The 25,881-nt window shown below is 68.3% G+C and carries 23 protein-coding genes and 2 tRNA genes; 10 read left to right on the plus strand and 15 right to left on the minus strand.

The features are described from left to right. Positions 1-2: 2 nt before the first annotated feature. From ACI2L3_RS26720 to pknB, 3 genes are all read left to right on the plus strand, one after another. Positions 3-1,409 (plus strand): FtsW/RodA/SpoVE family cell cycle protein, encoded by a 1,407-nt coding sequence (locus ACI2L3_RS26720; protein WP_404754932.1) that lies wholly within the window; start codon positions 3-5, stop codon positions 1,407-1,409. Beyond that, positions 1,406-2,869 (plus strand): peptidoglycan D,D-transpeptidase FtsI family protein, encoded by a 1,464-nt coding sequence (locus tag ACI2L3_RS26725; RefSeq protein WP_404754933.1) that lies wholly within the window; start codon positions 1,406-1,408, stop codon positions 2,867-2,869. Before ACI2L3_RS26720 ends, ACI2L3_RS26725 begins: the two co-directional genes overlap by 4 nt. A 168-nt stretch (positions 2,870-3,037) precedes the next feature. Then, entirely contained in the window at positions 3,038-5,086 is a 2,049-nt protein-coding gene (pknB, locus tag ACI2L3_RS26730; protein ID WP_404754934.1) for a Stk1 family PASTA domain-containing Ser/Thr kinase, read from the plus strand. Positions 5,087-5,171: 85 nt separating this feature from the next. On the opposite strand, the gene ACI2L3_RS26735 is transcribed toward pknB, so the two are convergent. Genes ACI2L3_RS26735 through ACI2L3_RS26760 form a run of 6 tightly spaced genes read right to left on the minus strand, consistent with a single transcriptional unit; the run spans position 5,172 to position 9,428 of the window. After that, the gene (locus ACI2L3_RS26735; protein ID WP_404754935.1) at positions 5,172-5,921 is read right to left on the minus strand and encodes a class E sortase; all 750 of its coding nucleotides are present in this window, start codon (positions 5,919-5,921) and stop codon (positions 5,172-5,174) included. A 37-nt stretch (positions 5,922-5,958) separates the two neighbouring features. After that, positions 5,959-7,056 carry a class E sortase gene (locus ACI2L3_RS26740; RefSeq protein ID WP_404754936.1) on the minus strand — a complete coding sequence of 366 codons (1,098 nt, stop codon included), beginning with the start codon at positions 7,054-7,056 and terminating at the stop codon, positions 5,959-5,961. Next, a complete protein-coding gene (locus ACI2L3_RS26745) occupies positions 7,053-7,694 on the minus strand; it encodes an aminodeoxychorismate/anthranilate synthase component II (protein WP_404754937.1) in 642 nt (213 codons plus the stop codon). The genes ACI2L3_RS26740 and ACI2L3_RS26745 overlap by 4 nt, the downstream gene beginning before the upstream one ends. A gap of 14 nt (positions 7,695-7,708) precedes the next feature. Next, the gene (locus tag ACI2L3_RS26750; protein ID WP_361406175.1) at positions 7,709-7,870 is read right to left on the minus strand and encodes a hypothetical protein; all 162 of its coding nucleotides are present in this window, start codon (positions 7,868-7,870) and stop codon (positions 7,709-7,711) included. A 52-nt stretch (positions 7,871-7,922) separates the two neighbouring features. Continuing rightward, positions 7,923-8,612, minus strand: a complete 690-nt coding sequence (locus tag ACI2L3_RS26755) for a class E sortase (RefSeq protein ID WP_404755145.1) — start codon at positions 8,610-8,612, stop codon at positions 7,923-7,925. Between the two features lie 45 nt (positions 8,613-8,657). Next, a complete protein-coding gene (locus ACI2L3_RS26760) occupies positions 8,658-9,428 on the minus strand; it encodes a DUF881 domain-containing protein (protein ID WP_404754938.1) in 771 nt (256 codons plus the stop codon). A gap of 142 nt (positions 9,429-9,570) precedes the next feature. Here ACI2L3_RS26760 and crgA point away from each other — a divergent pair, with 142 nt between their 5' ends. Beyond that, on the plus strand, positions 9,571-9,828 hold the full coding sequence (crgA, locus tag ACI2L3_RS26765) for a cell division protein CrgA (protein ID WP_404754939.1): 258 nt from the start codon (positions 9,571-9,573) through the stop codon (positions 9,826-9,828). Between the two features lie 237 nt (positions 9,829-10,065). Here the strand turns inward: crgA and ACI2L3_RS26770 are convergent, their stop codons facing one another. Together ACI2L3_RS26770 and ACI2L3_RS26775 are read right to left on the minus strand one after the other, a co-directional pair. Beyond that, positions 10,066-10,962, minus strand: a complete 897-nt coding sequence (locus ACI2L3_RS26770) for a rhomboid family intramembrane serine protease (protein WP_404754940.1) — start codon at positions 10,960-10,962, stop codon at positions 10,066-10,068. Positions 10,963-11,086: 124 nt separating this feature from the next. Next, positions 11,087-11,620, minus strand: a complete 534-nt coding sequence (locus ACI2L3_RS26775) for a peptidylprolyl isomerase (protein WP_404754941.1) — start codon at positions 11,618-11,620, stop codon at positions 11,087-11,089. A 268-nt stretch (positions 11,621-11,888) separates the two neighbouring features. Here ACI2L3_RS26775 and ACI2L3_RS26780 point away from each other — a divergent pair, with 268 nt between their 5' ends. From ACI2L3_RS26780 to ACI2L3_RS26790, 3 genes are all read left to right on the plus strand, one after another. Beyond that, the gene (locus tag ACI2L3_RS26780) at positions 11,889-12,629 is read left to right on the plus strand and encodes a DUF5324 family protein (protein ID WP_404755146.1); all 741 of its coding nucleotides are present in this window, start codon (positions 11,889-11,891) and stop codon (positions 12,627-12,629) included. Positions 12,630-12,844: 215 nt separating this feature from the next. Beyond that, positions 12,845-14,323 carry an aminotransferase class I/II-fold pyridoxal phosphate-dependent enzyme gene (locus tag ACI2L3_RS26785; protein ID WP_404754942.1) on the plus strand — a complete coding sequence of 493 codons (1,479 nt, stop codon included), beginning with the start codon at positions 12,845-12,847 and terminating at the stop codon, positions 14,321-14,323. Then, complete coding sequence (locus ACI2L3_RS26790) at positions 14,320-14,829, plus strand: flavin reductase family protein (RefSeq protein ID WP_404754943.1); 510 nt, start codon at positions 14,320-14,322, stop codon at positions 14,827-14,829. The genes ACI2L3_RS26785 and ACI2L3_RS26790 overlap by 4 nt, the downstream gene beginning before the upstream one ends. A gap of 73 nt (positions 14,830-14,902) precedes the next feature. On the opposite strand, the gene ACI2L3_RS26795 is transcribed toward ACI2L3_RS26790, so the two are convergent. Then, a tRNA-Ala gene (locus tag ACI2L3_RS26795) sits at positions 14,903-14,975 on the minus strand. Between the two features lie 182 nt (positions 14,976-15,157). Between ACI2L3_RS26795 and ACI2L3_RS26800 the strand changes: the two genes are divergently transcribed. Together ACI2L3_RS26800 and ACI2L3_RS26805 are read left to right on the plus strand one after the other, a co-directional pair. After that, positions 15,158-15,706 (plus strand): hypothetical protein, encoded by a 549-nt coding sequence (locus ACI2L3_RS26800; RefSeq protein ID WP_055527494.1) that lies wholly within the window; start codon positions 15,158-15,160, stop codon positions 15,704-15,706. A gap of 51 nt (positions 15,707-15,757) precedes the next feature. Continuing rightward, positions 15,758-17,344, plus strand: coding sequence for a serine/threonine-protein kinase (locus tag ACI2L3_RS26805; RefSeq protein WP_404754944.1), 1,587 nt, complete (start codon positions 15,758-15,760; stop codon positions 17,342-17,344). A 37-nt stretch (positions 17,345-17,381) separates the two neighbouring features. On the opposite strand, the gene ACI2L3_RS26810 is transcribed toward ACI2L3_RS26805, so the two are convergent. Continuing rightward, the gene (locus ACI2L3_RS26810) at positions 17,382-18,785 is read right to left on the minus strand and encodes a hypothetical protein (RefSeq protein ID WP_404754945.1); all 1,404 of its coding nucleotides are present in this window, start codon (positions 18,783-18,785) and stop codon (positions 17,382-17,384) included. A gap of 345 nt (positions 18,786-19,130) precedes the next feature. After that, a complete protein-coding gene (locus ACI2L3_RS26815) occupies positions 19,131-19,259 on the minus strand; it encodes a DLW-39 family protein (RefSeq protein ID WP_003999697.1) in 129 nt (42 codons plus the stop codon). Positions 19,260-19,572: 313 nt separating this feature from the next. Here ACI2L3_RS26815 and ACI2L3_RS26820 point away from each other — a divergent pair, with 313 nt between their 5' ends. After that, positions 19,573-19,902: a DUF6344 domain-containing protein gene (locus tag ACI2L3_RS26820; protein ID WP_404754946.1), complete on the plus strand. Its 330-nt coding sequence runs from the start codon at positions 19,573-19,575 to the stop codon at positions 19,900-19,902. A 303-nt stretch (positions 19,903-20,205) separates the two neighbouring features. Here ACI2L3_RS26820 and ACI2L3_RS26825 read toward each other — a convergent pair. The 4 genes from ACI2L3_RS26825 to gyrB all read right to left on the minus strand — a co-directional run bounded on the left by ACI2L3_RS26825 (position 20,206) and on the right by gyrB (position 25,857). Next, positions 20,206-20,282, minus strand: a tRNA-Ile gene (locus ACI2L3_RS26825). A 108-nt stretch (positions 20,283-20,390) separates the two neighbouring features. After that, positions 20,391-21,122 carry a DUF3566 domain-containing protein gene (locus tag ACI2L3_RS26830; RefSeq protein WP_404754947.1) on the minus strand — a complete coding sequence of 244 codons (732 nt, stop codon included), beginning with the start codon at positions 21,120-21,122 and terminating at the stop codon, positions 20,391-20,393. Between the two features lie 18 nt (positions 21,123-21,140). Next, on the minus strand, positions 21,141-23,744 hold the full coding sequence (gene gyrA, locus ACI2L3_RS26835) for a DNA gyrase subunit A (RefSeq protein ID WP_404754948.1): 2,604 nt from the start codon (positions 23,742-23,744) through the stop codon (positions 21,141-21,143). A gap of 43 nt (positions 23,745-23,787) precedes the next feature. Beyond that, positions 23,788-25,857, minus strand: coding sequence for a DNA topoisomerase (ATP-hydrolyzing) subunit B (gene gyrB, locus ACI2L3_RS26840; protein WP_404754949.1), 2,070 nt, complete (start codon positions 25,855-25,857; stop codon positions 23,788-23,790). Positions 25,858-25,881: the final 24 nt, after the last annotated feature.

Below are 25,881 nucleotides of genomic sequence, written 5' to 3' on the forward strand. Positions count from 1 at the left end.
CCATGAGCAGTACTACACACACGTCGACGATCGGCGCGATCGGTGCGCCCAGCCGGCGCAACACCGAGCTCGCGCTGCTCGGTTTCGCGGTCGTCATCCCGTTGTTCGCCTACATGAACGTGGGCCTCGCGCTGGACGGCAAGCTGCCGTCCGGCATGCTGGGCTACGGCGTCGGGCTCGGCCTGCTCGCCGGCGTCGGCCACATCGTCGTACGCAAGTTCGCCGCGTACGCGGACCCACTGCTGCTGCCGCTGGCAACGCTGCTGAACGGCCTCGGGCTCGTCATCATCTGGCGGCTCGACCAGTCGGAGAAGCTCCAGCAGCGCAAGAACTTCGTCGAGGCCGCGCCGAACCAGCTGATGTACTCGGCGATCGGCGTCGCGCTCTTCGTGGGCGTGCTGCTCCTGCTCAAGGACCACCGCGTCCTGCAGCGCTACACCTACATCTCCATGGTCGGCGCCCTGATCCTGCTGCTCCTGCCGCTCGTGCCGGGCCTCGGCATGAACGTGTTCGGTGCCAAGATCTGGATCAGCGTCGGTGGTTTCTCCATCCAGCCGGGCGAGTTCGCGAAGATCGTCATCGCGATCTTCTTCGCCGGCTATCTGATGGTGAAGCGTGACGCGCTCGCCCTGGCCAGCCGCCGCTTCATGGGGCTCTATCTCCCGCGCGGACGCGACCTCGGCCCGATCATCGTCGTCTGGGCGATGTCGATCCTCATCCTCGTCTTCGAGACCGACCTCGGTACGTCGCTGCTGTTCTTCGGCATGTTCGTCGTGATGCTGTACGTCGCCACCGAGCGCACCAGCTGGATCGTGTTCGGTCTGCTGATGTCCGCTGTCGGCGCGGTCGGCGTGGCCTCTTTCGAGCCCCACGTCCAGCAGCGTGTGGACGCCTGGCTCGACCCGTTCTCGGACACGGTGATCCTGCAGAACAGTGACCAGATCGCCCAGTCCCTGATGGCCTTCGGTTCCGGCGGTGTCCTCGGCACCGGCCTCGGCCAGGGCCACTCCGACCTGATCGGCTTCGCCGCCAACTCCGACTTCATCCTCGCCACCTTCGGCGAGGAGATGGGTCTGGCCGGTGTGATGGCGATCCTGCTGATCTACGGCCTGATCGTGGAGCGCGGCGTCCGCACGGCGCTCGCCGCCCGCGACCCGTTCGGCAAGCTCCTGGCGATCGGCCTCTCCGGGGCCTTCGCCATCCAGGTCTTCGTCGTCGCGGGTGGCGTCATGGGCCTGATCCCGCTGACCGGTATGACCATGCCCTTCCTGGCGTACGGCGGTTCCTCCGTCATCGCCAACTGGGCCCTCATCGGCATCCTGCTCCGGATCAGCGACACTGCTCGCCGTCCGGCCCCGTCCCCCGCCCCGAATCCCGACGCCGAGATGACCCAGGTGGTCCGACCGTGAACAAGCCCCTGCGCCGGATCGCGATCTTCTGTGGGCTGCTCGTCCTCGCCCTGCTCGCACGGGACAACTGGCTCCAGTACGTCCAGGCCGACACCCTGGCCAAGCACGAGAAGAACCGCCGCGTCACCATCGAGCGCTACTCCCAGCCGCGCGGCGACATCATCGTCGACGGCAAGCCGATCACCGGCTCCAAGGCCACTCCGGGCAGTGACCTGAAGTACAAGCGCACCTGGAAGGACGGGCCCATGTGGGCCCCCGTCACCGGCTACTCCTCGCAGCGCATCGGCGCCACCCAGCTGGAGAGCATCGACGACGGCATCCTCACCGGCAACGACGACCGGCTCTTCTTCCGCCGCACCCTCGACATGCTGACCGGCGAGAAGCAGGAGGGCGGCAATGTCGTCACGACCCTCAACTCCGCCGCTCAGAAGGCCGCGTACGAGGGGCTGAAGGGCCGCGGCAAGGGCGCTGTCGCCGCGATCGACCCGTCGACGGGCGCGATCCTGGCGCTGGCCTCCACGCCGTCGTACGACCCGGGTGACTTCGCCGGCAACACCAACGAAGAGGCCGAGAAGTTCATCGCCCTCGACAAGGACAAGGACAAGCCGCTGGTCAACCGCGCGCTGCGCGAGACCTACCCGCCGGGCTCCACCTTCAAGGTGGTCACGGCCGCGGCCGCCCTGGAGCACGGCCTCTACGACAGCATCGACGAGAAGACGCGCTCGCCGCAGCCGTGGACGATGCCGAACACCACGACGCCGCTGCCGAACGAGAACAACATCCCCTGCAAGAACGTCTCGTTGCGCGAGGCGCTGCGCATCTCCTGCAACACCGTCTTCGGCAAGATCGGCTCCGATCTCGGCAAGGACAAGATGCTGGAGACGGCGAAGAAGTTCGGCTTCAACGAGCAGCAGTTCGTCCCGGTCCGCTCGAACGCCTCCAACTTCCCCGAGGAGATGGACAAGCCGCAGACCGCGCTGTCCTCCATCGGCCAGTTCGAGACCGCCACGACGCCCCTGCAGATGGCCATGGTCGCCTCGGCGATCGCCAATGACGGCACGCTCATGGAGCCGTACATGGTCAGCGAGCTCCAGGCGCGCAACCTCGACGTCATCGAGAAGCACTCGCCCAAGGAGATGAGCGAGCCGCTCTCGAAGGAGAACGCCCAGAAGCTCCAGGAAATGATGGAGACGGTCGTCAAGACGGGCACCGGAACCAAGGCGCAGATCCCCGGCGTCACCGTCGGAGGCAAGACGGGTACGGCGCAGCACGGCGTCGCGAACAGCGAGAACCCGTACGCCTGGTTCATCTCGTACGCGAAGACGGACTCCGGTTCGCCGGTGGCCGTCGCCGTGGTGGTCGAGGACAGCGACGCCGGCCGGGAAGACATCTCCGGTGGTGGCCTGGCCGCCCCCATCGCCAAGGACGTGATGCAGGCGGTGCTGGACAGCAAGAAGTGACCCCCGTCACGGCCCCTCCACATCGGTGCACGTTGCGGTACCGGTCCGGTATCGGGTGACGGTCGCGGCCGGGTCACGTAAGTGGAGCCGGGTACCGTATGCCCGGACAGCACACCGCCGGACCACACAACGGTGCGGTCGGGACCGACGGAGAGGGCTGGAATAGCTATGGAAGAGCCGCGTCGCCTCGGCGGCCGGTACGAGCTGGGCCAGGTGCTCGGCCGTGGTGGGATGGCGGAGGTCTACCTCGCGCACGACACCCGCCTCGGTCGCACCGTGGCGGTGAAGACGCTGCGAGTCGACCTCGCCCGCGACCCGTCGTTCCAGGCCCGGTTCCGCCGTGAGGCCCAGTCTGCCGCCTCGCTCAACCACCCGGCGATCGTCGCGGTCTACGACACCGGCGAGGACTACGTCGACGGCGTCTCCATCCCGTACATCGTGATGGAGTACGTCGACGGTTCCACCCTGCGCGAGCTCCTGCACTCCGGCCGCAAGCTGCTGCCCGAGCGGGCCATGGAGATGACGATCGGCATCCTCCAGGCCCTGGAGTACTCGCACCGCAGCGGCATCGTGCACCGCGACATCAAGCCCGCGAACGTCATGCTGACGCGCAACGGCCAGGTCAAGGTCATGGACTTCGGCATCGCCCGCGCCATGGGCGACTCCGGCATGACGATGACGCAGACCGCCGCGGTCATCGGCACGGCACAGTACCTCTCGCCGGAGCAGGCCAAGGGCGAGCAGGTCGACGCCCGCTCCGACCTGTACTCCACGGGCTGTCTGCTCTACGAGCTGCTCACCGTCCGGCCGCCGTTCGTCGGCGACTCTCCTGTCGCGGTGGCCTACCAGCACGTACGGGAAGAGCCGCAGGCGCCGAGCGTCTTCGACAACGAGATCACGCCGGAGATGGACGCGATCGTCCTCAAGGCGCTCACGAAGGACCCGGACTACCGCTACCAGTCGGCCGACGAGATGCGCGCCGACATCGAGGCCTGCCTCGACGGCCAGCCCGTCGCGGCCACCGCCGCCATGGGCGCGGTCGGCTACGGCGGCCACCCTGATGACCAGCAGACCGCGATGCTCCGCCCGCAGAACGGCGGCGGCCAGACGTCGATGATGCCGCCGGTCAACCCGGACGACGGGGGTTACGGCTACGACGAGGGCCGCGGCCGCCGCCAGAAGAAGAGCAACACGTCGACGTGGCTGCTCGTCCTCGCCGGCATCCTGGTCCTGGTGGGCGCGATCCTCATCGGGAAGTACACGTTCAGCGGGAACGGCGGCGGCGACGGGACGATGAAGGCCCCGAAGCTCATCGGTGAGTCCGAGACCGAGGCCAAGAGGTCGGCCACGAACGTCGGCCTCAAGTTGGAGGTCGGCAAGCGCAAGGAGTGTGTGAACTTCCCCAAGGGTGACGTCTGTTCCCAGGAGCCGGGGGTGAACGCCGACGTCAAGAAGGGCGCCACCATCACGGTGACGGTCTCGACGGGTGCGCCCAAGGTCGCGGTGCCGAACGTCATCAGCATCAACGCTGATGACGCTAAGAAGAAGCTCGAAGGCAACGAGTACCAGTTCGACGTCACGACCAAGCTCCGAGAGTCCACCGAAGATCCGGGCACGGTGCTTGAGCAGGACCCGACCTCTGGCAGCGAGGTCCAGAAGGGCAGCAAGATCACGCTCATCGTCGCCAAGAAGAAGGAACAGGCAGTCGTCCCCAGCGTCGCAGGCAAAACCTGGGAAGAAGCCAAGAAGCAGATCGAGGACAGCAACCTCGTTCCGCAGCGTGAAGACGTGGCCAGCGAGGATGTCGAGGAAGGCAAGGTCATCCAGACCACGCCTACGGCTGGCACTTCAGCCGACCCCGGCTCCACCGTCACCGTCCAGGTAGCCAAGAAGGCCGAAGAGGCAACCGTCCCGCCCCTCACCGGGCAGAAGCTCAAGGACGCGCGCAAAGCCATCGAGGACGCGGGCCTGTCGGTCGGCACGATCACCGGCCCGCAGGACGACGACGCCCTCGTGGTCCTGTCCACGCCGAACGCCGGTCAGCAGGCCGAGCCCGGCACCGCGGTCAACCTGACCACCGCGGGCGGCGGCGGAGACAACGGCAATGGCAGCGGCGACAACGGTGGCGGCGGGAACGGCGGATGGGGCGACATCATCGGCGGCATGTCGAACCGCGACAACCGCGACCACCGCGATCCGTACGGCTGGGACGACTGACCAGCCCGGCCCGCAGCACGACAGAGCCCCGGTAGACCGCCGCTGAGCGGTCACCGGGGCTCCGTCGTGAGAGCTCGTCCTCGGGCTACCGCAGCTCCGCCGGCGGCGTCCGCTTGTCGTCGACCTTCTCGATCCGCTCCAACTCGCCCCACACCACGTACCGGTGGCGGGACGTATAGACGGGCGTGCAGGTCGTCAGCGTGATGTAGCGGCCCGCCTTCTTCGCGCCCGACTCCTTCGGGATCGGGTCGAGGACCTTCACGTTGTACTTCGAGGTCTCGGGCAGCGTCGCGTACACCTTGTAGACGTACCACTTGTCCCGGGACTCGTAGACGATCGCGTCGCCCTTCTTGATCTTGTCGATCTTGTGGAACTTCGCGCCGTGGCCGTCGCGGTGCGCGGCCAGCGAGAAGTTGCCCTTCTTGTCCTCGGGGAGGGCCGACTTGACGGGCTTCTTGTAGTAGCCCGCGACGCCGTCGTTGAGGAGCTTGCTGTCGGTGCCCGCCTTGACCAGGATCTCGCCGTTGCCCATCGCGGGTACGTGGAGGAAGCCGATGCCACCCTTGGTGTCGAGGCCGCCCGGGCCGCCCCGGCCTTCCGCCCAGTGGTCGCGCACCTGGTCGCCCTGCCGGTGCGCCTCGCGGTCGGCCACGACGTTCGTCCACCAGAGCGAGTAGACGACGAACAGGCCGAGCACGAGGCCCGCGGTGATGAGGAGTTCACCGAAGACGCTGACCACCGCGGCGATGCGGCCGCGGCCGCGCCGGAGTGGTGCGGGGTCCGGGGGCGGAGCCGGCGCCTCTGCCTGCTTCTCGTCGTCGGTCGTGGCTGCCACTCGATCTGCCCCGTTCTCACCGTTCTCGTTCACGGTTCTAGTTCACGAGCGCGCTCGGTTTTCCCTTGTCGCGCGGCCGTTCCTCGACCATCTTGCCCCAGACGATCATTCGATACTTACTCGTGAATTCCGGGGTACAGGTGGTCAGTGTGATGTACCGGCCGGGTTTGGTGAAGCCCGAACCCGGCGGAACGGGTCCGATCACACTCGTGTTGCTCGGCTGGGTCTGCGGCAGGATGCTCGCCATCTTGTAGACGAAGTACGTGTCCTGCGTCTCCACGACGATGGGGTCGCCCGGCTCCAGACGGTTGATGTAGCGGAACGGCTCGCCGTGCGTGTTGCGGTGGCCGGCGACCGCGAAGTTGCCCGTCTTGGCGTCCGGCATCGCGGTCTTGGTGGCGCCCTCGTTGTAGTGCCCGACCATGCCGCGGTCGAGGACCTTCTGCTTGTCGATGCCCTCGGCGACCGGCACGACGACGTCGAGGCGCGGAATGTGCAGCAGCGCGAAGCCCTGGCCCGGCTCGAAGGTGCCGGGCTTGCCCTCGCCCTTGGCCCAGCTCTCCTGGAGGTCGTGTTTGGCGCCGTCCGCCTGCTGCTGGGCACGGATGTTCGTCCACCACAGCTGGTACGTGACGAAGAGCAGCATCAAAACGCCGACGGTGATGAAGACCTCGCCGAGGCCCCGGCTGATCACCGCTCCCGGAGACGGCCTGCGGGCACGCTCCGCGCGGCGGGCTTCGAGGCGGCTGAGGGGAACGCCCGGGCGGGGTTCCACGGGGCGCTTGGCGCCCTTCTTGGCGGCCTTGCGCCGGGCGGCCCTGCCTTCGGTGGGACGCTCGGGCTCCGGTGCTGCTATTCGCCGCGTGTCGGCGGTCCGCAGCCCCACCGTCTCGTCGTCCTGGACGGGCTCGTACGCGGGCGGCGGTGCGGGCCGTTCCGGGGCGTACGCGCCGTACAGCTCGTCGTACGTGGGCTCAGGCTGGGGCTGCGGCTGGGGCTGCGGCTGGGCCTGGGTCTCTTCGGGCTCCGCGGGCGCGCTGCGGAACCACGGCGAGGGGTGCTGCCCCGGGAGCGGATCCGTCAGCGGGTCGTACGAGCTTCCGGAGGAGCCGCTCTCGGGGCCCACCGCGGTCACGCCGTGGCCCGGCCCACCACCGGGGCCAGCCCACTCGATCGCCCGACGGCTCCGGTGTCGCCGCACTCCGCCAGCCAGTTGGCGAGCATGAGGTGGCCGTGCTCGGTCAGGACCGACTCAGGATGGAACTGCACGCCCTCGACGGCGAGTTCACGGTGGCGCAGACCCATGATGATGCCGTCCTCCGTGCGGGCGGTGACCTCCAGCTCCGCCGGGACAGTGGCGGGCTCGGCGGCCAGCGAGTGGTAGCGGGTCGCGGTGAACGGGGACGGCAGGCCCGTGAAGACGCCCTTGCCCTCGTGCCGGACGGCCGAGGTCTTGCCGTGCAGCAGCTCAGGGGCGCGATCCACGACACCGCCGTACGCCACCGCCATCGACTGCATGCCGAGGCAGACGCCGAAGACGGGCACGCCGGTGGTGGCGCAGTGCCGGACCATCTCGACGCAGACGCCCGCCTGTTCCGGGGTGCCGGGGCCGGGCGACAGCAGGACGCCGTCGAAGCCGTCCTGCGCGTGCCGCAGCTCGACCTCGTCATTGCGCAGCACCTCGCACTCGGCACCCAGCTGGTACAGGTACTGGACGAGGTTGAAGACGAAGCTGTCGTAGTTGTCCACGACGAGAATGCGGCTGCGGCTCATGCCGCCGGCGGCGCTCACTGGCCGTCCACCGTGACGTCGTTGAAGGGCAGCAGGGGCTCCGCCCACGGGAAGACGTACTGGAACAGCACATAGACCACCGCGAGGACGAGCACCAAGGAAAGCAGCGCCCTCACCCATGCGTTTCCCGGCAGATGCCGCCAGATCCAGCCGTACATGCCGTCCCTTCCGTCGCGTACGGCCCGGCCTCCCGCGCCGTACCGCACCAGACTAACGGCGCAGCGCCTCCGGTTTCCCTGCCTCCACGGGCTGGGTCGCGTCCAGATGCGCCCAGGCGATCAGCCGGTGACTGTGGCCCCACTCTGGTTCACAGGTCGTAAGCGTGAGGTAACGGCCCGGGCCGTCATAGCCGGATTTGCGCGGCACGGGATCAATGACGTCGATGTCGCTCGGGAGCGTCTTGTACGGCTTCCTGTCGATGCGGTACGTGAACCACGTCACGCCGTCGGTCAGGACGACGGCGTCACCTGGGCGCAGTTTCGGGAAGTCCTTGAAGGGATCGCCGTAGGTGCGGCGGTGGCCCGCCACGGAGAAGTTGCCCTTCTGTCCGAGCCGGGCGGTGGAGGCGTAGTGGCCGAGGCCCTTCTTGAGGACTTCGGTGCCGGTGCCGTGGAGCACGGGCTTGTTCCACGTGAAACCGAACCGCGGGATGTACATGACGGCGAAGGCCTTGCCGTCCTTGTAGGGGGCGGGCGTCTGCGGCGAGGTCTCGGTCGGCTTATCGTCCGTCCCTGCCGAGACCGCGCCCTCCGCCCACCGGTCCTGGAGCTCGTCGATCTGGCCGTCCATGGCGCTGTCGGCCTTCACGCCGGTCCAGAACAGGACGTACACAACGAAGAGCACGATCAACGTGCCGACGGTGATGCACAGTTCGCTGAACGTCCTGACCATCACACGCACGGACACCGGACCCCCAGAGGCGGCTACTCCACGGTCATTGCACAGTCATTCCACCGGCTTCGCGTGGTGGAGATCCACTGTGCCCGAGTAGCCGGGAAGAGTCACCGCCCCGTCGTCGTCCACTTTCCAGCCGAGCCCGTACGCGTTGACGTACAGCATGTAGTTCTGGATCTCGGGGGACGCCGAGAGCGCGGTCCTGAGCTTGTCGGGGTCGCCGACGGCGGTCACCTTGTACGGCGGGGAGTAGACGCGGCCCTGGAGGATGAGGGTGTTGCCGACGCAGCGCACGGCGCTGGTGGAGATCAGGCGCTGGTCCATGACCTTGATGCCCTTGGCGCCGCCCTGCCAGAGGGCGTTGACCACGGCTTGCAGGTCCTGCTGGTGGATGACCAGGTCGTTGGGCTGGGGCTCGGGGTAGCCGGGGAGTTTGGCGGTCGCGTCGGGCGGGGCGTCGGCGAGGGTGACGGTGATGGCCTTGCCGCTGAGCTTCTTGGTGCCGGCGTTGTCCTCGAGCGCCTTGAGCCGGGCGTCGTCCGCCTCGGTGGCGCCGCTGTCGCGCTGGGCGAGCGATTCGACGTCGTCGCGCAGGGTGCCGTTGGACTCGTCGAGCTTGCCGTTCTTGTGGCTGCGCTCCTGAATGAGGTCGGAGAGTTTCAGCAGGGAGGCATCGGTACGGATGTTGGTGCCCTTGGCCGTGTTGAAACTGGTGAAGAAGATCAACCCGGCGAGTGCGAAAACAGCACCCGTAAGCACCCGAACCGGACGCCATCGGGGCCGACGACCGGCACCTTTGTGGGGGTCGGCAGAATTGCTCAACGTACCCTTATCTCCTTCAGCGCCTTGGAAGCACTACGCTAACGGACGCCCGGGGGAGGCTTCAGCTCCTTGTAGTGCCCCGCCAGGCGCCAGACCACAGTTACCTGCGCGGCCACGCAGCGCATCGACAGGAGAGACCCTCGTGCCGAAGTCACGTATCCGCAAGAAGGCAGACGACTACACCCCGCCGCCCGCGAAGAAGGCGACGAGCATCAAGCTGACGAATCGCAGCTGGGTGGCGCCGGTGATGCTGGCGATGTTCCTCATCGGGCTCGCCTGGATCGTCGTCTTCTACGTCACGGACGGCAAGCTGCCGATCGATCCGCTGGGCAACTGGAACATCGTGGTCGGCTTCGGCTTCATCGCGGCGGGATTCGGCGTCTCCACGCAGTGGAAGTAGCAGGCCCGACGCAAGTCCTGCCCTGAGTTATCCACAGCGCTATCCACATGAGTGGAAAAAGGTCTGAAGATCTGTGGATAACCCTCGGCCGGTTGACGCCGGTGTGACTGACCCACCGGGTCTCTTCCACCGCTCGCCCCTTGTCCTTCCTGGGAAAACCCAGGTCAGCGACAAGGGGCACGGTTGTTCCCCACAGCATGCACAAGATCCGGCACACGCTGTGGACAACCGGGTACGTCAGGTGAGCTCCGCGGTCCGCACGAGGACCATGACCACCGCCGCGACGAGCACCAGCGCACAGCTGCCGTACTGGATGAGGTTCCGCCGCTCGCGGGGCGCGTGGACCATCGCGTAACCCACGATGATGCCTCCGACGAGCCCGCCGACGTGCGCCTGCCAGGCGATGTTGGGCCACCAGAAGGTGATCACCATGTTGATCGCCAGCAGGGCGATGACGGGCCGCATGTCGTAGTTCAGGCGCCGCATCAGGATGGCGGTCGCGCCGAACAGACCGAAGATCGCGCCGGACGCCCCGACCGAGGGCCGGAACGGCTCTTCGAGGAGATACGTCAGCGCACTGCCCGCGAGGCCCGAGGCCACGTACAGCGCGAGATAGCGGACGCGGCCCAGGGCCGCTTCGAGCGGACCGCCGATCCACCACAGGCTGAGCATGTTGAAAGCGATGTGCATGTAGCTGCTGTGCAGGAACATCGCCGTCATGAGGCGGTACCACTGCCCCTCGGCGACGCCTTCGACCGTGCCGAACCCCGGCACGAAGGCCCGTCCCAGCAGATCGAACCGGTCGGTGAAGCGGTCTCCGACCACCAGCTGCACCAGGAACAGGGCGAGATTCAGCCCGATCAGGACCTTGGTGACCAGGCGCGGATCAGCGGTGACCGCGCCGCCCGCGACCGTGCGCGGCTGAGTGGCCGTCGGGGCGTGACCGGTACCGGAGCCGGTGCGGACACACTCGGGGCACTGGAAGCCGACCGAGGCGCTGATCATGCACTCGGGGCAGATGGGGCGCTCGCAGCGCGTGCAGCTGATGCCGGTCTCACGGTCCGGATGCCGGTAGCAGCCGGGGAGGCCCGACGCACCCTGTGGCTCCTGCGGGCTGCCTGGCGCCTGGTCCATGGGGTCCCCCTCAATCTCCGTACGAAGGCACTGTGACGGCACACGTGGCAACGCGCCGCCCCGCCCTTCCTTACGGATGGGCGGGGCGGTTTGGTTCCCTCGCGAAAACGCGCGGTTGCGTGGGTCAGGCGTCGCGGGTCTCGATGACCACGGACTCGATGATCACGTCGTTGACCGGGCGGTCGGTGCGCGGGTTGGTCTGGGCGCCCGCGATGGCGTCCACGACCTTCTTGCCGGCGTCATTGGTGACCTCGCCGAAGATCGTGTGCTTGCCGGTCAGCCACGCCGTCGGCGCGACAGTCACGAAGAACTGCGAGCCGTTGGTGCCCGGGCCGGCGTTGGCCATCGCCAGGAGGTAGGGCTTGTTGAAGGCGAGGTCCGGGTGGAACTCGTCCGCGAACTCGTAGCCCGGGCCGCCCGTGCCGTTGCCCAGCGGGTCGCCGCCCTGGATCATGAAGCCGCTGATCACGCGGTGGAAGACCGTTCCGTCGTACAGGCGGTCCGTGGTCTTCTTGCCGGTCGCGGGGTGAACCCACTCGCGCTCGCCCTGAGCGAGCTCAACAAAGTTCTTGACCGTCTTGGGCGCGTGATGCGGCAGAAGCCGGATCTCGATGTCGCCCTGGTTGGTCTTCAGGGTGGCGTAAAGCTGCTCAGCCACGATCTGCCTTCCGTTGTCTTCTGTGACACCCCGATCCTCGCACGGACCGGTTTGGGACGAGTAGCCACCGACTGGGCGCGCGCCGAAGCGATCCATGGCATTGTCGGCCGGGAGCTCTTCTCGCACCAATTGAATCGAATTGACTGGCCGGCGTCAGCTCCCGTGACCCGGATGCCCGCCCTTGCATGCCTCGGAGTGTTCCGGAAGGCATGATCGTTGAAAGGGTGGAAAGGTGACATACGTATACGCCACCGAGGAGGAGGATCCCGTGACCCGCATCGACAGCGTGCGCGCCGCGACCGGCTCTGCCAAGGACAGCGTGCGTCACGCCGCGGACGCGGTGGCGCCTTACGCCGACACGGCCAAGGACCGGGCCACCCACTACGCCCACGAAGCGCGCGTACGGCTCGCACCCAAGGTGTCGCTTGCCGCCCAGCAGGCCGCCGAGCAAGCTCGGGTGGCCGCTGAGCAGGCCCGTGTCCAGTACAGCGCCCACGTCGCCCCCCGTGTCGAGCAGGCCCGCACGCATGTGCCGCCGAAGGTCGACCACGCCGCGCACGAAGCCGCCGTCCGCACCCGCAAGGCCGCCCGTCAGGCCGCCGACTACTCCAGGCCCCGCATCGAGTCCGCGGTCGCCGCCGCACAGCCCGTCCGTGACGAGGCCACGTCCCGTGGCACCGCGGCGCTCGCCGCGCTGCGCGGCCAGGTCTCGGCGAAGGAGATCCAGCGGCTGGCCCGCAAGCACCAGCGCCGCGCCAGGGCCGGACGTCTCGCCAAGAGGCTCGCCGTGGTCGGCATCCTCGCGGGCGGCGCGGTGGCCGCCTGGAAGTGGTGGGACAAGCAGGCCAACCCCGACTGGCTGGTCGAGCCGCCCGCGGCCACCGAGGTCCCGGACAGCACGCCGCTGACCTCCGTCGACGGCAGCGGTCAGGCCGCTCTCGACCCGGAGGTGCAGGCCAAGCAGGCCGAGGCGGAGGCCGACAGCACGAACCCCGACAAGCGGAGCTGACGTCACCTCTGTGCACCCGGCGGACCCGCACAGAGACGTCACCTCTGTGCACCGGCGGACCCGCACGGACCAGCGGACCCGCACACGGTAGGGCTCCGTGGGGCGGGAGCCATTCAGTCTCCCGCCCCGCGGTGTTTCACGTGAAACAACGACCCACTCCGCGCCGCCCGCGCAGTCGCGGGTTGGTGCCCGCTGAAACGGGAACTGCACCTGGCATGGCTGCGAACGAAAGCTTGAACCACGACGAGGCCCCCGTCCTGGAGGCCCTGGAGCGGTACCACGAAGCCGACGAGCTCGCCTTCACCCCGCCCGGCCACAAGCAGGCCCGCGGCGCCGACCCCCGCGTCACCAAGGTGCTCGGCGACGCGGTGTTCCTCGGCGACGTACTCGCCAGTGGCGGGCTCGACGACCGGCTGAGCCGCCAGCAGATCCTGGAACGCGCCCAGCGGCTGATGGCCGACGCGGTGCATGCCGAGCACACCTACTTCTCCACGTGCGGCAGCTCCCTGTCGGTCAAGGCGGCCATGCTGACGGTGACGTCGCCGCACCGCCGTCTCCTCGTCGGGCGCGACGCCCACAAGTCCGTCATCGCGGGCCTGATCCTGTCGGGTGTCGAGCCCGTCTGGGTGAGCCCCGCCTACGACCCAGAGCGCCATATCGCCCACCCGCCGACGGCCGAGTCGTTCGAGGCCGCCTTCGAGGCCAACCCCGACGCCGACGGCGCCCTGGTCACCAGCCCCACGCCCTACGGCTCCACGGCCGACCTGCACGGCATCGCCGACGTGTGCCACCGGCGCGGAAAGCCCCTGATCGTCGACGAGGCCTGGGGCGCCCACCTGCCCTTCCACGACGAGCTGCCGACCTGGGCGATGGACGCGGGCGCGGACATCTGCGTGACCAGCGTCCACAAGATGGGCAGCGGCCTGGAGCAGGGCTCGGTCTTCCACCTCCAGGGCGACCTCATCGACCCCGCCGTCCTCGCCTCCCGGGCCGACCTGCTGGGCACCACCAGCCCCTCGGTCCTGCTCTACGCCGGCCTGGACGGCTGGCGCCGGCAGATGGTCCAGCAGGGCGAGCAACTCCTGGACGACGCCCTCCGCCTGGCCGCCGACACCCGCGCGGCGATCGGTCAGATCGACGGCCTGCACGTCGACGACGCCCAGGACTACTGCGGTCCCGGACGGGCGGCCGACCTCGACCCACTGCCCGTCGTGATCGACCTCTCCGCGCTGGGTACGACCGGTTACCGCGCCGCCGACTGGCTGCGCACCCGGCACCACATCGACATGCACCTCTTCGACCACCGCCGGATCAGCGCCCAGCTCACCTACGCCGACAACGAGTCCACCGTCGCCCGCCTCCTCGACGCGCTGCGCGATCTCTCCCGGCACGCCGCCGACCTGGCCGACGCGCCGGGTGTCGACGTGCCCGGCCCGGAAGAGCTGCGGATGGAACAGGCATCACTGCCGCGCGACGCCTACTTCGCCCACCTCCAGGATGTGCCCGTGGAGCAGGCGACCGGACGCATCGCCGCGGAGATGATCACCCCGTACCCGCCCGGAATCCCGGTGGTCCTGCCCGGTGAACGCCTGACGGAACCCGTCCTGAACTACCTGACCTCCGGCGTACGAGCCGGCATGAACCTGCCTGACGCCGCCGACAACTCGCTGACCACCGTCCGCGTCACCGCATGACCATGGGGACGGACAAGGACATGGCGGCCTTCACCGCGCTCACGGACCCTTCCGTGTACGTGGTCACCGCGGCGGCGGACGGGCAGCGCGCGGGCTGCCTGGTCGGCTTCGCCAGCCAGTGCTCCCTGGAGCCCGTCCGTTTCGCCGTCTGGCTCTCCAAGGCCAACCACACCTACCGCCTCGCCCGGAAGGCACGCACCCTCGCGGTCCACCTGCTGCCGCGGCACCGGCACGACCTCGCCGAGCGGTTCGGTTCCCTCTGCAGCGACCGGACGGACAAGTTCTCGGACCTGGACTGGCACGAAGGGCCGGATGGGGCCGTCATCCTCTCCGATGCCCTCGCTTGGTTTGTCGGAACGGTCCACGACCGCTTCGACGGAGGCGACCACGTCGCTTTCCTGCTCGACCCGGTCGCCGCCCACGCCCCGGCCGGCCCCGACGAACAGCAGGCGCCCCCGCTCTCCCTGGACGACGCGGGCGACATCACCGCCGGACACCCGGCCTGACGGCCCGGCCCGCCCGCCTACGCAAAAGCCCCTCTGACCAGCGTTTCCACCGGTCAGAGGGGCTCTATGGATGTGGAGCCTAGGGGAGTCGAACCCCTGACATCTGCCATGCAAAGACAGCGCTCTACCAACTGAGCTAAGGCCCCGCGAGTGATACATCGAACCGGAAGAACCACGTCCCGGCGTGCATCGCAGACCAGAGTACCGGGTCACCCCCCAGATCTCGCAAAAGGATTGGGGGTCCCGGTCCACGACCACGCTCCGTAAGATGCACGACGTGGTTCGCGGCAGCGAACCACGGTCTTAGGGGAAGCGATGGGGAGACGCAATGGACGCCGCACAGCAGGACACCACCGCGAGAGCACGAGAGCTCCAGCGGAACTGGTACGGGGAGCCGCTGGGGGCGCTCTTCCGTCGCCTCATCGATGATCTGGGACTGAACCAGGCACGCCTCGCCGGAGTCCTCGGCCTGTCCGCGCCCATGCTGTCCCAGCTGATGAGCGGCCAGCGCGCCAAGATCGGCAACCCCGCCGTCGTCCAGCGCGTCCAGCTCCTCCAGGAACTGGCGGGCCAGGTCGCCGACGGCAGCGTCAGCGCCGCCGAGGCCACCGACCGCATGGACGAGATCAAGAAGTCCCAGGGCGGCTCCGTCCTCACCAACACCGCGCAGACGGCGACCAGTTCCGGCGCACCCACGGTGAAGCGCGTGGTGCGCGAGATCCAGTCACTGCTGCGCTCCGTCGCCGCAGCCGGCGACATCATCGATGCCGCCGACTCCCTCGCCCCGACCCACCCGGAACTGGCAGAGTTCCTCCGGGTGTACGGCGCCGGGCGCACCGCGGACGCGGTCGCCCACTACGAGGCGCACCAGAGCTGAGCCGTCGACCGGGCCGCCGCGCGCGGCCCGGAAGGGGAGCGGAGCGCGACCATGGGTGAGGTCTTCGCCGGCCGGTACGAACTGGTCGACCCGATCGGACACGGGGGAGTCGGAGCGGTCTGGCGCGCCTGGGACCACCGACGACACCGGTACGTGGCCGCCAAGGTCCTGCAACAGCGCGACGCACACTCCCTGTTGAGGTTCGTACGGGAACAGGCCCTGCGGATCGACCACCCTCATGTCCTCGCGCCCGCCAGCTGGGCCGCCGACGACGACAAGGTCCTGTTCACCATGGACCTGATCGGCGGCGGCTCACTGGCACACGTGATCGGGGACTACGGCCCGCTGCCGCCCCGATTCGTCTGCACCCTCCTCGACCAACTCCTCTCCGGCCTCGCGGCCGTCCACGCCGAAGGCGTCGTCCACCGTGACATCAAGCCCGCCAACATCCTGCTGGAAGCCACCGGCGCCGGACGCCCGCATCTGCGCCTGTCCGACTTCGGCATCTCGATGCGCAAGGGCGAGCCTCGGCTGACCGAGACCGACTACGTGGTGGGGACGCCCGGCTACTTCGCCCCCGAGCAAATGCTGGGCGCCGAACCGGATTTCACCGCCGATCTCTTCGCCGTCGGCCTGGTCGCCCTCTACCTCCTGGAAGGCGCCAAGCCGGACGCCAAAGCGCTGATCGAGTACTTCGCCGAACACGGCACGCCGCAAGCCCCGCAGGGCGTGCCCGAGCCCCTCTGGCAGGTCATCGCCACCCTTCTCCAACCGAACCCTCAGACGCGCTTCCGGACCGCCACGGGAGCGCGCAAGGCGCTGGCCTCGGCCGCGGAGATGCTGCCCGAGCCGGGCCCGGACGACGAACTCATCGAGATCTTCGACCAACTCCCCCCTCTGCCCATCGGTTTCACCCCCGACGGCCCTCGCACGTCCACGTCTCGCTCGGGTTCCGCGCCTCGTCATGCGCGCCGAGCTCCTGGGGCCGGCGTATCGGGGACGGCGTCGACACCGCATCCGCCGATGTCTTCCCCTCCGCCGACGTCTGCGCCCATGCCTCCGACGCCGTCTCCGCATCCGCCCATGCCTCCGGCGCGTACACCGGGCCCTGGTCCGGCCCCGAGCCCGGCTCCGGCTCCGGCTCAGACTTCGAGCACAGCCCCGGCCCCGGGGCGGGCCCCCGCACCGGCGTCAGGTCAGGAGCCCGAGCCGACGCCGTCCACCTCCGGGCACATGCACAGCAGCGGCTTCCACCTGTCGCCTCCCCTTCAACCCCTCCAGCCTCCCCAGCCGTCCACTCCCCCCACTCCGATGCCCGTGCACGCGCCTGCGCCCGAACCCACGTATGTGCCGGCTCCTCACATCCCCCCTCCTCCTCACCACCAGACAGCACCCGCACGCCACGACCCCGCACAAGCCGTCACGTCCTCAGCGCCTCGCGGTCACGCCTCTACTTATCCATACACCGCTCACGCCGCCCAGGTTCCGCCTCTGAACCACCCAGTTCTGCAGCCCCAGCCCACGGCACCCTCCACCCCGCTGAAGCGCCCTGGCCCGCCCGCGAAGGTGGCGGTGCCGATGCTGCTCATAGCGCTGGCCTGCCTCACGATCGGCATCTGGGCGCTCACACAGCTCTGACGGTCGACACGGTTGGGGCAAGGGTCCGTCTACCGCCTCAACGCCGACTGCCCACCGCACCCGATGCCGATGTCGGTGCCGACGTCGATGCCGATACCGCCGCCCTGCGCCGCGCGATCAGCGTCCACAAGCCGAGAATCACCGGCAGGGCAACCCCGGCCCCGATCCCCCCGGCAGCAACGACCACCATCAGCTCATCGTCGTCCCCACCGGAACTCGCACCGTCCTCGACCGCCGCCGTATCCCCGCGCCTCGCCGCCTCCGTGTCCCGCTCCGTGACGCCGAAGTTCTCGGCGGGCTTGTGCTTACCCGCGTAGGAAGGCCCCGGCCGCGGCTCACCGTCGACGTCCACCCGCAACGTCAGCTCCAGCGGGGTATCCCCGAACTTCTCCGCGACGTCCGGGCTGAGGTGGACCGACAGGTAGTGCCAGCCGGCAAAGCGCATCGCGGCGACTTCGTCGGTGAGGGCGAAGCGGTTCTCGTACGCGACCGGCGGAACCGGTTCCAGAACCGTCGACTTCTGCTTGCCGTCGTACGCCGTATCGGCGTCTTCGACCTGGGCACGCACCGGGTTCGACAGCGACATGACCAGGGCGGACGAGACGTACCCCGTGTCACCGCGGACGCCACCAGCACCGCCAGAGCCATCGGTACTGCCAGCACCGCCTGCACCCCCAAGGCCACCGCCATCCGAACTGCCGAGTTCGGCGGCGACCGAAATCTGCTGCCCCCAGTCGACCGGCACGCGGTAGAAGAGGGTCTCCCCGGGCTGCATGTCAGCTCCCCACACCCCGTTCTCCAGCGCGCGGGCACTGTTGAAGCTCGTGCCACCCTCGCGTGGCTTCCGCTCTCCGGACGGCAGTACAGGGGGCGCGGATTCCCACGACTCCGGCGGGGTCGTCGCGTTCCCCGCGCGTACGGCTGGTTCTGACGCGACGTGAAGTTCCAGGTCCCAGTTCTCCAGAGCGGCACTGGAGGCTCTGGTCCGCTCGACGATCACGTAGAACGTGCCGGCGCCCGCACAGCTCTTCTCGTTGGGGCTCACCCTGCGCGCCGCTGTGGCCGTGATCGGACGCGGGCTTTCCGAAGAGCCGAACCGCGCCTCTTCCGCCTCCAGAGGGCTGCAGTTGTTGCCGTCGGCGTCTTGTACGGACACCTCGACGCCGTCGGCATAGGAGACCCTCGTGCCGGGCCTCGGGACGGCGGTGACCGAGACGTACGCGCTCTCCTCCGCCGTCAGCTCCAGGCGGTAGAAACGCTGTCCCACGCGCGGGAGGGAGCTTCTGTACGTCTTACCGGGTCTGAGGCGATACCCCTCGACGTTGCTCGTCGCGCCCTGGACCATCTCGGCGCCCTCGGCAAAGGCGTACGGACGTGGTGTGGGCCCCGCGGCACCGGCCTCGCCGGAAAGTACTGCCACCACGCACAACGCGGCGCCCACGACCGCAGCCGTACCAACTCGGCCCCGGCCTCGCCCGGCTGCCCCCCGCCCGCTCAGCCCCATCACGCGTCACTCCTCGCCGCGAACCCAGCCGTCCCACCCATCCCGACCGTCCTGCCCGCCCACCGCCCCGCGGACACCACCACGAGTCGGCCACCGGCGCAACCGCGCCACCAACCTCACATTTGCGCATGCAAGCACCTACTTCACGAAAGCGAAAACAAGCGCAAGGAGTAGGAGCGCTAGGAGTGGAGCGCGAGTAGTGGGAGCGCGAGAGATGCCCGCCCAGCACAAAGCCCCGGCCGCAAAAGCGACCGGGGCTTGTGAAGTGACTGTCGTCGATACTCACGAACCCGTGGGCACGGAGTCAGTCGCCTCCGTCCACAGATCCTGCTCGGCGCGATCCGCCTGGATCTGGCGGTACACGAGGAGCCCGCCGATGGCGGCCAGTGCGACCAGGAGAAGCTTCTTCACCGCGCGACCTCGTCTTTCCTTGACGTAGGGGACTTCTGGCGCCCGACTATACACACCGAGCGATATCGATCGGTGACCTGGATCTGCCTCAACTCCCGCCCTCTATAGAGCAGTCGAAACGGACCCAGGAACTCCGCCCTTGACGCCCTCCACTGTGAGTTTCGCCGCTTTGCCCCTTTCTCGGCGCCCTTGGGGCCATCCGGGTGGTGTTGATCTGAACATCGGCGCGACGCGAGCGTCGGTCCCCCACTCTCAACCCCACATACACATCATGAGGAAAGTACGCAAATCGCCCAACCCGAATTGAGGGGTCATGACCGGCAACAAGGCCATGAAGCTGTGGACCACGATCGTCACCGCCTTCCTCGCGCTCTTCGCCGCGCTGGGATTCACCACGACGGCCACCGCGGCCACGGCGGTACAGGACGCCACGAACGCACGCAACGCCACGGCGTGCGTGACCGCCCCGATGACGGCCCTCTGGGCGGCAGCGTACGAACGGTCCTTGCCCCCGACGATGAAGCAGCGCATCCGCGCCGAGGCCCACGGCTCGTCCCCCAGCTGCCGGCACCTGCCACCGACGGACACGGACGCCGCGGCTGAGTCCGCCGCACATGAGCCGAGCCTCGCCTCAGAGCCGTAACCCGGGCCCCACGCCCAGGGCACGCGCCCTCCTAAGCCTCAGAAGACCCCCGGCCACCACAGGCCGGGGGTCTTCTCGCGTACCCGGCCTCCTCAGGCGCACCACACGCCCAGCCCCAGCCTCAGCCCGGCACACCCCCAAGAGACAGACGCAGACGGCAGCCTCACACCCGACCGACCCCGCCCACGCCCCACGCCTACGCCCACAGGACTGACCCATCACCCAGAGCCATCCTTCACAGGCCGACCAGCGACACCCACAAACGCCAAAACCCCCAACCGTGACCGGTTGGGGGTTTCGTGCTGGTGGGGCTAACAGGATTTGAACCTGTGGCCTCATCCTTATCAGGGATGCGCTCTAACCAACTGAGCTATAGCCCCGCCGCGCTGCGGTGTATGTCCCGCGCGCTGACCTCTGAAGATTAGCGCACCTGGGGGCCAGTCCCAAAATCGATGCCCACGCGCGGGGGAGGCACGGCTACGAAAGGGCTACTCGTCCTCGGCCAGGGTCAGCTCGACGCCGCCCACGAAGCCCGCGGAGAGGTTGTAGATGAAGGCGCCCAGCGTGGCCAGAGCCGTCGCCAGGATCACGTCGATGACCGCGATGATCGACGTGAACATCAGGACGCGCGGCAGCGACAGGAAGGACTGCAGGTCGAAGCCGTTGGACTCGTTCGAGCCGGTCGCCTCGGAGATCGTGCCGCCGACCGTGGAGAAGACGCCCATCGCGTCCATGACCATCCACAGGACGGCCGCCGCGACGATCGTGCAGATGCCGAGCGCGATGGAGAGCAGGAAGCTGACCTTCATCACCGACCACGGGTCGGCCTTCGCCACCCGGAGCCGCGCCTTGCGCGTGCGCGGGGTCGTGCGCGCCCCGGTCCGCGGCCGGCGCGCGGCGCCCGCCTGGGCGCCCTGCTGATAGGCCTGTGGCGGGTGGTACGGCTGGGACGACTTCTGCTCGGGCTGTCGCTCCCCGGGCAGCGCCCCGGCCGCCCCGCCTGCCTTCTTGCCCTTGCCCTTGCCCTTGCCCGCCGCGTAGGCGGCGTCGTACTGGTCGGCAGTCTGACCAGCGGTCCCTGGCCCTCGGGTGTCCGTCACAGTCCCCCCCTGGGATCCATGAGACTCGTCGGAGTCGTGTGCATCAGTGGCGGAGCCACGGGCACCTTCCGTGCCGGTAGTGCCGGTCCGATTCGCCCCGGCGCCCGTGGCTCCACTCACGATGACTCACTCCTCGCGCTACTCGGCCGAGGAGTCCGTGCCCTCGTCCGTACCGGCGGCCGGTTCGGCACCGTCCGATTCGTCGACGACGATGTCTCCGTCGACTTCCTCGGCCTCGCGTCCGGCCTCGGCGTTACGAGCGATACCGACCACGGCATCGCGCTTGCCCAGGTTGATCAGTTGGACGCCCATGGTGTCACGGCCCGTCTCCCTGATCTCGTTGACTCGCGTACGAATCACACCGCCGGACAGCGTGATGGCGAGGATCTCGTCGGTCTCCTCGACCACCAGGGCGCCGACGAGGGAGCCGCGGTCCTCCACGATCTTGGCGGCCTTGATGCCGAGGCCACCGCGACCCTGGACGCGGTACTCGTCGACGTTGGTCCGCTTCGCGTACCCACCGTCGGTGGCGGTGAACACGAACGTACCTGGACGAACGACATTCATCGAGAGCAGTTCGTCGCCGTCGCGGAAACTCATTCCCTTGACGCCCGAAGTGGCGCGGCCCATCGGGCGCAGCGCGTCGTCCGTTGCGGTGAACCGGATCGACTGGGCCTTCTTGCTGATGAGCAGCAGGTCGTCCTCGGCCGAGACGAGCTCGGCGCCGATCAGCTCGTCGTCCGAACCGTCGTCCGTCTCGCGGAGGTTGATGGCGATGACACCACCGGAGCGAGGCGAGTCGTAGTCCTTGAGGGGGGTCTTCTTGACCAGGCCGCCCTTGGTGGCGAGCACCAGGTAGGGCACCGCTTCGTAGTCGCGGATCGCGAGGATCTCGGCGATCTGCTCGTCCGGCTGGAAGGCGAGGAGGTTCGCGACGTGCTGGCCGCGGGCGTCGCGGCCGGCGTCGGGCAGCTCGTACGCCTTCGCGCGGTAGACGCGGCCCTTGTTCGTGAAGAACAGCAGCCAGTGGTGTGTCGTCGACACGAAGAAGTGGTCGACGATGTCGTCCTGCTTCAGCTTCGTGCCGCGCACGCCCTTGCCGCCGCGCTTCTGCGAGCGGTAGTCCTCGGTCTTGGTGCGCTTGATGTAGCCACCGCGCGTGATGGTGACGACGATGTCCTCTTCGGCGATCAGGTCCTCCATGGACATGTCGCCGTCGAAGGGCACCAGGGCGGAGCGACGGTCCTCGCCGAACTTGTCGACGATCGCCGCGAGCTCGTCGCTGATGATCTGGCGCTGCTTCTGGGGGGAGGCCAGGATCGTGTTGTACTCGTTGATCTTTGCCTGGAGCTCGTCGTGCTCGGCGACGATCTTCTGGCGCTCCAGGGCGGCGAGCCGGCGCAGCTGCATCTCGAGGATGGCGTTGGCCTGGATCTCGTCGATCGACAGGAGGCCCATCAGGCCCTCGCGCGCGATGTCGACGGTCTGGCTGCCGCGGATGAGCGCGATGACCTCGTCGATGGCGTCCAGGGCCTTGAGGAGGCCGCGCAGGATGTGCGCCCGCTCCTCGGCCTTGCGCAGCCGGAACTTCGTGCGCCGGACGATGACCTCGATCTGGTGCGTCACCCAGTGCCGGATGAACGCGTCCAGGGAGAGGGTGCGCGGCACACCGTCGACCAGGGCCAGCATGTTGGCGCTGAAGTTCGACTGCAGATCGGTGTGCTTGTAGAGGTTGTTCAGTACGACCTTGGCGACCGCGTCACGCTTGAGGACGATGACGAGGCGCTGGCCGGTGCGCGAGGACGACTCGTCGCGGACGTCGGCGATGCCGCCGACCTTGCCGTCCTTGACCAGATCGGCGATCTTCTGCGCGAGGTTGTCGGGGTTGGTCTGGTAGGGGAGTTCGGTGACCACCAGGCACTGGCGGTTCTGGATCTCCTCGACCGCGACGACCGCGCGCATCGTGATGGAGCCACGGCCCGTGCGGTACGCCTCCTCGATGCCCTTTCGGCCCACTACCAGGGCGCCGGTCGGGAAATCGGGGCCCTTGATGCGCTCGATGAGGGCGTCGAGCAGCTCCTCGTGCGAGGCGTCGGGGTGCTCCAGCGCCCACTGGGCGCCCGCCGCGACCTCGCGCAGGTTGTGCGGCGGGATGTTGGTGGCCATGCCGACCGCGATGCCCGCAGAGCCGTTGATCAGCAGGTTCGGGAAGCGCGCCGGCAGGACCGTCGGCTCCTGGTTGCGGCCGTCGTAGTTGTCCGTGAAGTCGACGGTCTCCTCGTCGATGTCACGGACCATCTCCATGGCCAGCGGCGCCATCTTGCACTCGGTGTACCGCATGGCGGCGGCCGGGTCGTTGCCCGGGGACCCGAAGTTGCCGTTGGAGTCCACCAGCGGCATCCGCATCGACCACGGCTGGGCGAGGCGCACCAGGGCGTCGTAGATGGAGGAGTCGCCGTGCGGGTGGTACGTACCCATGACGTCGCCGACGACGCGGGCGCACTTGTAGAAGCCCTTCTCGGGGCGGTAGCCGCCGTCGTACATCGCGTACAGGACGCGGCGGTGGACGGGCTTCAGACCGTCGCGTACGTCGGGCAGCGCGCGGGACACGATGACGGACATCGCGTAGTCGAGATAGGAGCGCTGCATCTCCGTCTCGAGCCCGACGGGCTCGACACGCATGCCCACACCGGGAACGACGGGTTCCTCTTCGGGCGTCACAGGGGTGTTCTCGTCGGCCATTGCTGGTCAAAGTCCTTTCGAGGTGCGGCTTGTACGGGCCGACTCAGATGTCGAGGAAACGGACGTCCTTGGCATTGCGCTGGATGAACGAGCGCCGTGCCTCGACGTCCTCTCCCATCAGCACCGAGAAGAGGTCGTCGGCCTGTGCCGCGTCGTCCAGGGTCACCTGGCCGAGCACGCGGTGCTCCTGGTCCATCGTCGTGATGCGCAGCTCCTCGGCGTTCATCTCGCCGAGACCCTTGAAGCGCTGGACCGAGTCGTCCCTGATGCGCTTGCCGGCCTGGCGGCCGATCTCCACCAGGGCGTCACGCTCGCGGTCGGAGTACGCGTACTGGAAGTCGTCCCGCGACCACTTGATCTTGTAGAGCGGCGGGCGCGAGAGGTAGATGTGCCCGTGCTCGACCAGCGGCCGCATGAAGCGGAAGAGGAAGGTCAGGAGCAGCGTGTTGATGTGCTGACCGTCGACGTCGGCGTCCGCCATCAGGATGATCTTGTGATAGCGGAGCTTCTCGATGTCGAAGTCCTCGTGCACACCGGTGCCGAAGGCCGAGATCAGGGCCTGGACTTCCTGGTTGTGCAGGATCTTGTCGACGCGCGCCTTCTCGACGTTCAGGATCTTGCCTCGGATGGGCAGGATCGCCTGGTACATCGGGTCGCGGCCGGACTTCGCCGAACCACCGGCGGAGTCACCCTCGACGATGAAGATCTCGCACTTCGTGGGGTCGTTCGACTGGCAGTCGCTGAGCTTGCCGGGCAGCGACGCCGTCTCCAGGAGGCCCTTGCGGCGGGTCAGGTCGCGCGCCTTGCGGGCGGCCACGCGCGCGGTGGCGGCCTGGATGCCCTTGCGGATGATGTCCGCGGCCTCGTTCGGGTTCCGGTCGAACCAGTCCGTGAGGTGCTCGTGGACGACCTTCTGGACGAAGGTCTTCGCCTCCGTGTTGCCCAGCTTGGTCTTCGTCTGGCCCTCGAACTGGGGCTCGCCGAGCTTGACCGAGATGATCGCCGTCAGGCCCTCGCGGACGTCCTCGCCCGTGAGGTTGTCGTCCTTCTCGCGAAGGAGCTTCTTCTCGCGCGCGTAGCGGTTGACCAGGCCCGTCAGCGCGGCCCTGAAGCCCTCTTCGTGCGTACCGCCCTCGTGCGTGTGGATCGTGTTCGCGAAGGAGTACACGCCCTCGGTGTACTGCGAGTTCCACTGCATCGCGATCTCGACCGAGAGGAGGCGCTCCTTGTCCTCGGCCTCGACGTCGATGACGGTCGGGTGGACGACCTCTCCCTTGCGGGAGTTGAGGTACTTCACGAAGTCGACGATGCCGCCTTCGTAGTGGTACGTGACCGTGCGGGCCTCGGCGGCCTCGTCGTCGGTCGCCTCGGCCGAGTCCGCACCCGCCGTGGCCTTCGCCGACTCGCGCTCATCAGTGAGTTTGATCGTCAAACCCTTGTTGAGGAACGCCATCTCCTGGAAACGCCGTGCCAGCGTCTCGAAGGAGTACTCGGTGGTCTCGAAGATGTCGCCGTCGGCCCAGAAGGTGACCGACGTGCCGGTGTCCTGGGTGGCCTCGTGCCGCTCGAGCGGCGCGGTCGGGGCGCCGCTCTTGTAGTCCTGCGTCCAGCGGTAGCCGTCGGTCTTGATCTCGACGGAGAGCTTGGTGGAGAGCGCGTTCACCACGGAGACACCGACGCCGTGCAGACCACCGGAGACGGCGTAACCGCCGCCGCCGAACTTGCCGCCTGCGTGCAGCACGGTCAGCACGACCTCGACGGCCGGCTTCTTCTCGACAGGGTGCATGCCCACCGGGATGCCACGGCCGTTGTCGATGACGCGCACGCCGCCGTCGGCGAGGATCGTGACGTCGATCGCGTCCGCGTGACCGGCCAGGGCCTCGTCGACGGAGTTGTCGACGACCTCCTGCACCAAGTGGTGCAGGCCACGCTCACCGGTCGAGCCGATGTACATGCCCGGTCGCTTGCGGACTGCGTCCAGACCCTCGAGGACGGTGATCGCGCTGGCGTCGTACGAGGGCGGTGCCTCGCCGTTCTCGCCGGCGGCGGTGGACGGGATGTTCTCGTTGGGGTTGCCGGAATCGGCCACGAAGCGCCCTTTCTGGCACAGCACAAGCCAAGCACCCGGCGGTGGCCG

It is taken from the genome of Streptomyces sp. NPDC029674 (assembly GCF_044903205.1).
Classification (GTDB): Bacteria; Actinomycetota; Actinomycetes; order Streptomycetales; family Streptomycetaceae; genus Streptomyces.

Bases quoted from the DNA above. Each gene is read 5' to 3' on its own strand.
- ACI2L3_RS26720 (WP_404754932.1), top strand. From the start codon at position 3: ATGAGCAGTACTACACACACGTCGACGATCGGCGCGATCGGTGCGCCC.
- pknB (WP_404754934.1), top strand. From the start codon at position 3,038: ATGGAAGAGCCGCGTCGCCTCGGCGGCCGGTACGAGCTGGGCCAGGTG.
- ACI2L3_RS26745 (WP_404754937.1), bottom strand. From the start codon at position 7,694: ATGAGCCGCAGCCGCATTCTCGTCGTGGACAACTACGACAGCTTCGTC.
- ACI2L3_RS26750 (WP_361406175.1), bottom strand. From the start codon at position 7,870: ATGTACGGCTGGATCTGGCGGCATCTGCCGGGAAACGCATGGGTGAGG.
- ACI2L3_RS26770 (WP_404754940.1), bottom strand. From the start codon at position 10,962: ATGGACCAGGCGCCAGGCAGCCCGCAGGAGCCACAGGGTGCGTCGGGC.
- ACI2L3_RS26785 (WP_404754942.1), top strand. From the start codon at position 12,845: ATGGCTGCGAACGAAAGCTTGAACCACGACGAGGCCCCCGTCCTGGAG.
- ACI2L3_RS26790 (WP_404754943.1), top strand. From the start codon at position 14,320: ATGACCATGGGGACGGACAAGGACATGGCGGCCTTCACCGCGCTCACG.
- ACI2L3_RS26800 (WP_055527494.1), top strand. From the start codon at position 15,158: ATGGACGCCGCACAGCAGGACACCACCGCGAGAGCACGAGAGCTCCAG.
- ACI2L3_RS26805 (WP_404754944.1), top strand. From the start codon at position 15,758: ATGGGTGAGGTCTTCGCCGGCCGGTACGAACTGGTCGACCCGATCGGA.
- ACI2L3_RS26820 (WP_404754946.1), top strand. From the start codon at position 19,573: ATGACCGGCAACAAGGCCATGAAGCTGTGGACCACGATCGTCACCGCC.
- gyrA (WP_404754948.1), bottom strand. From the start codon at position 23,744: ATGGCCGACGAGAACACCCCTGTGACGCCCGAAGAGGAACCCGTCGTT.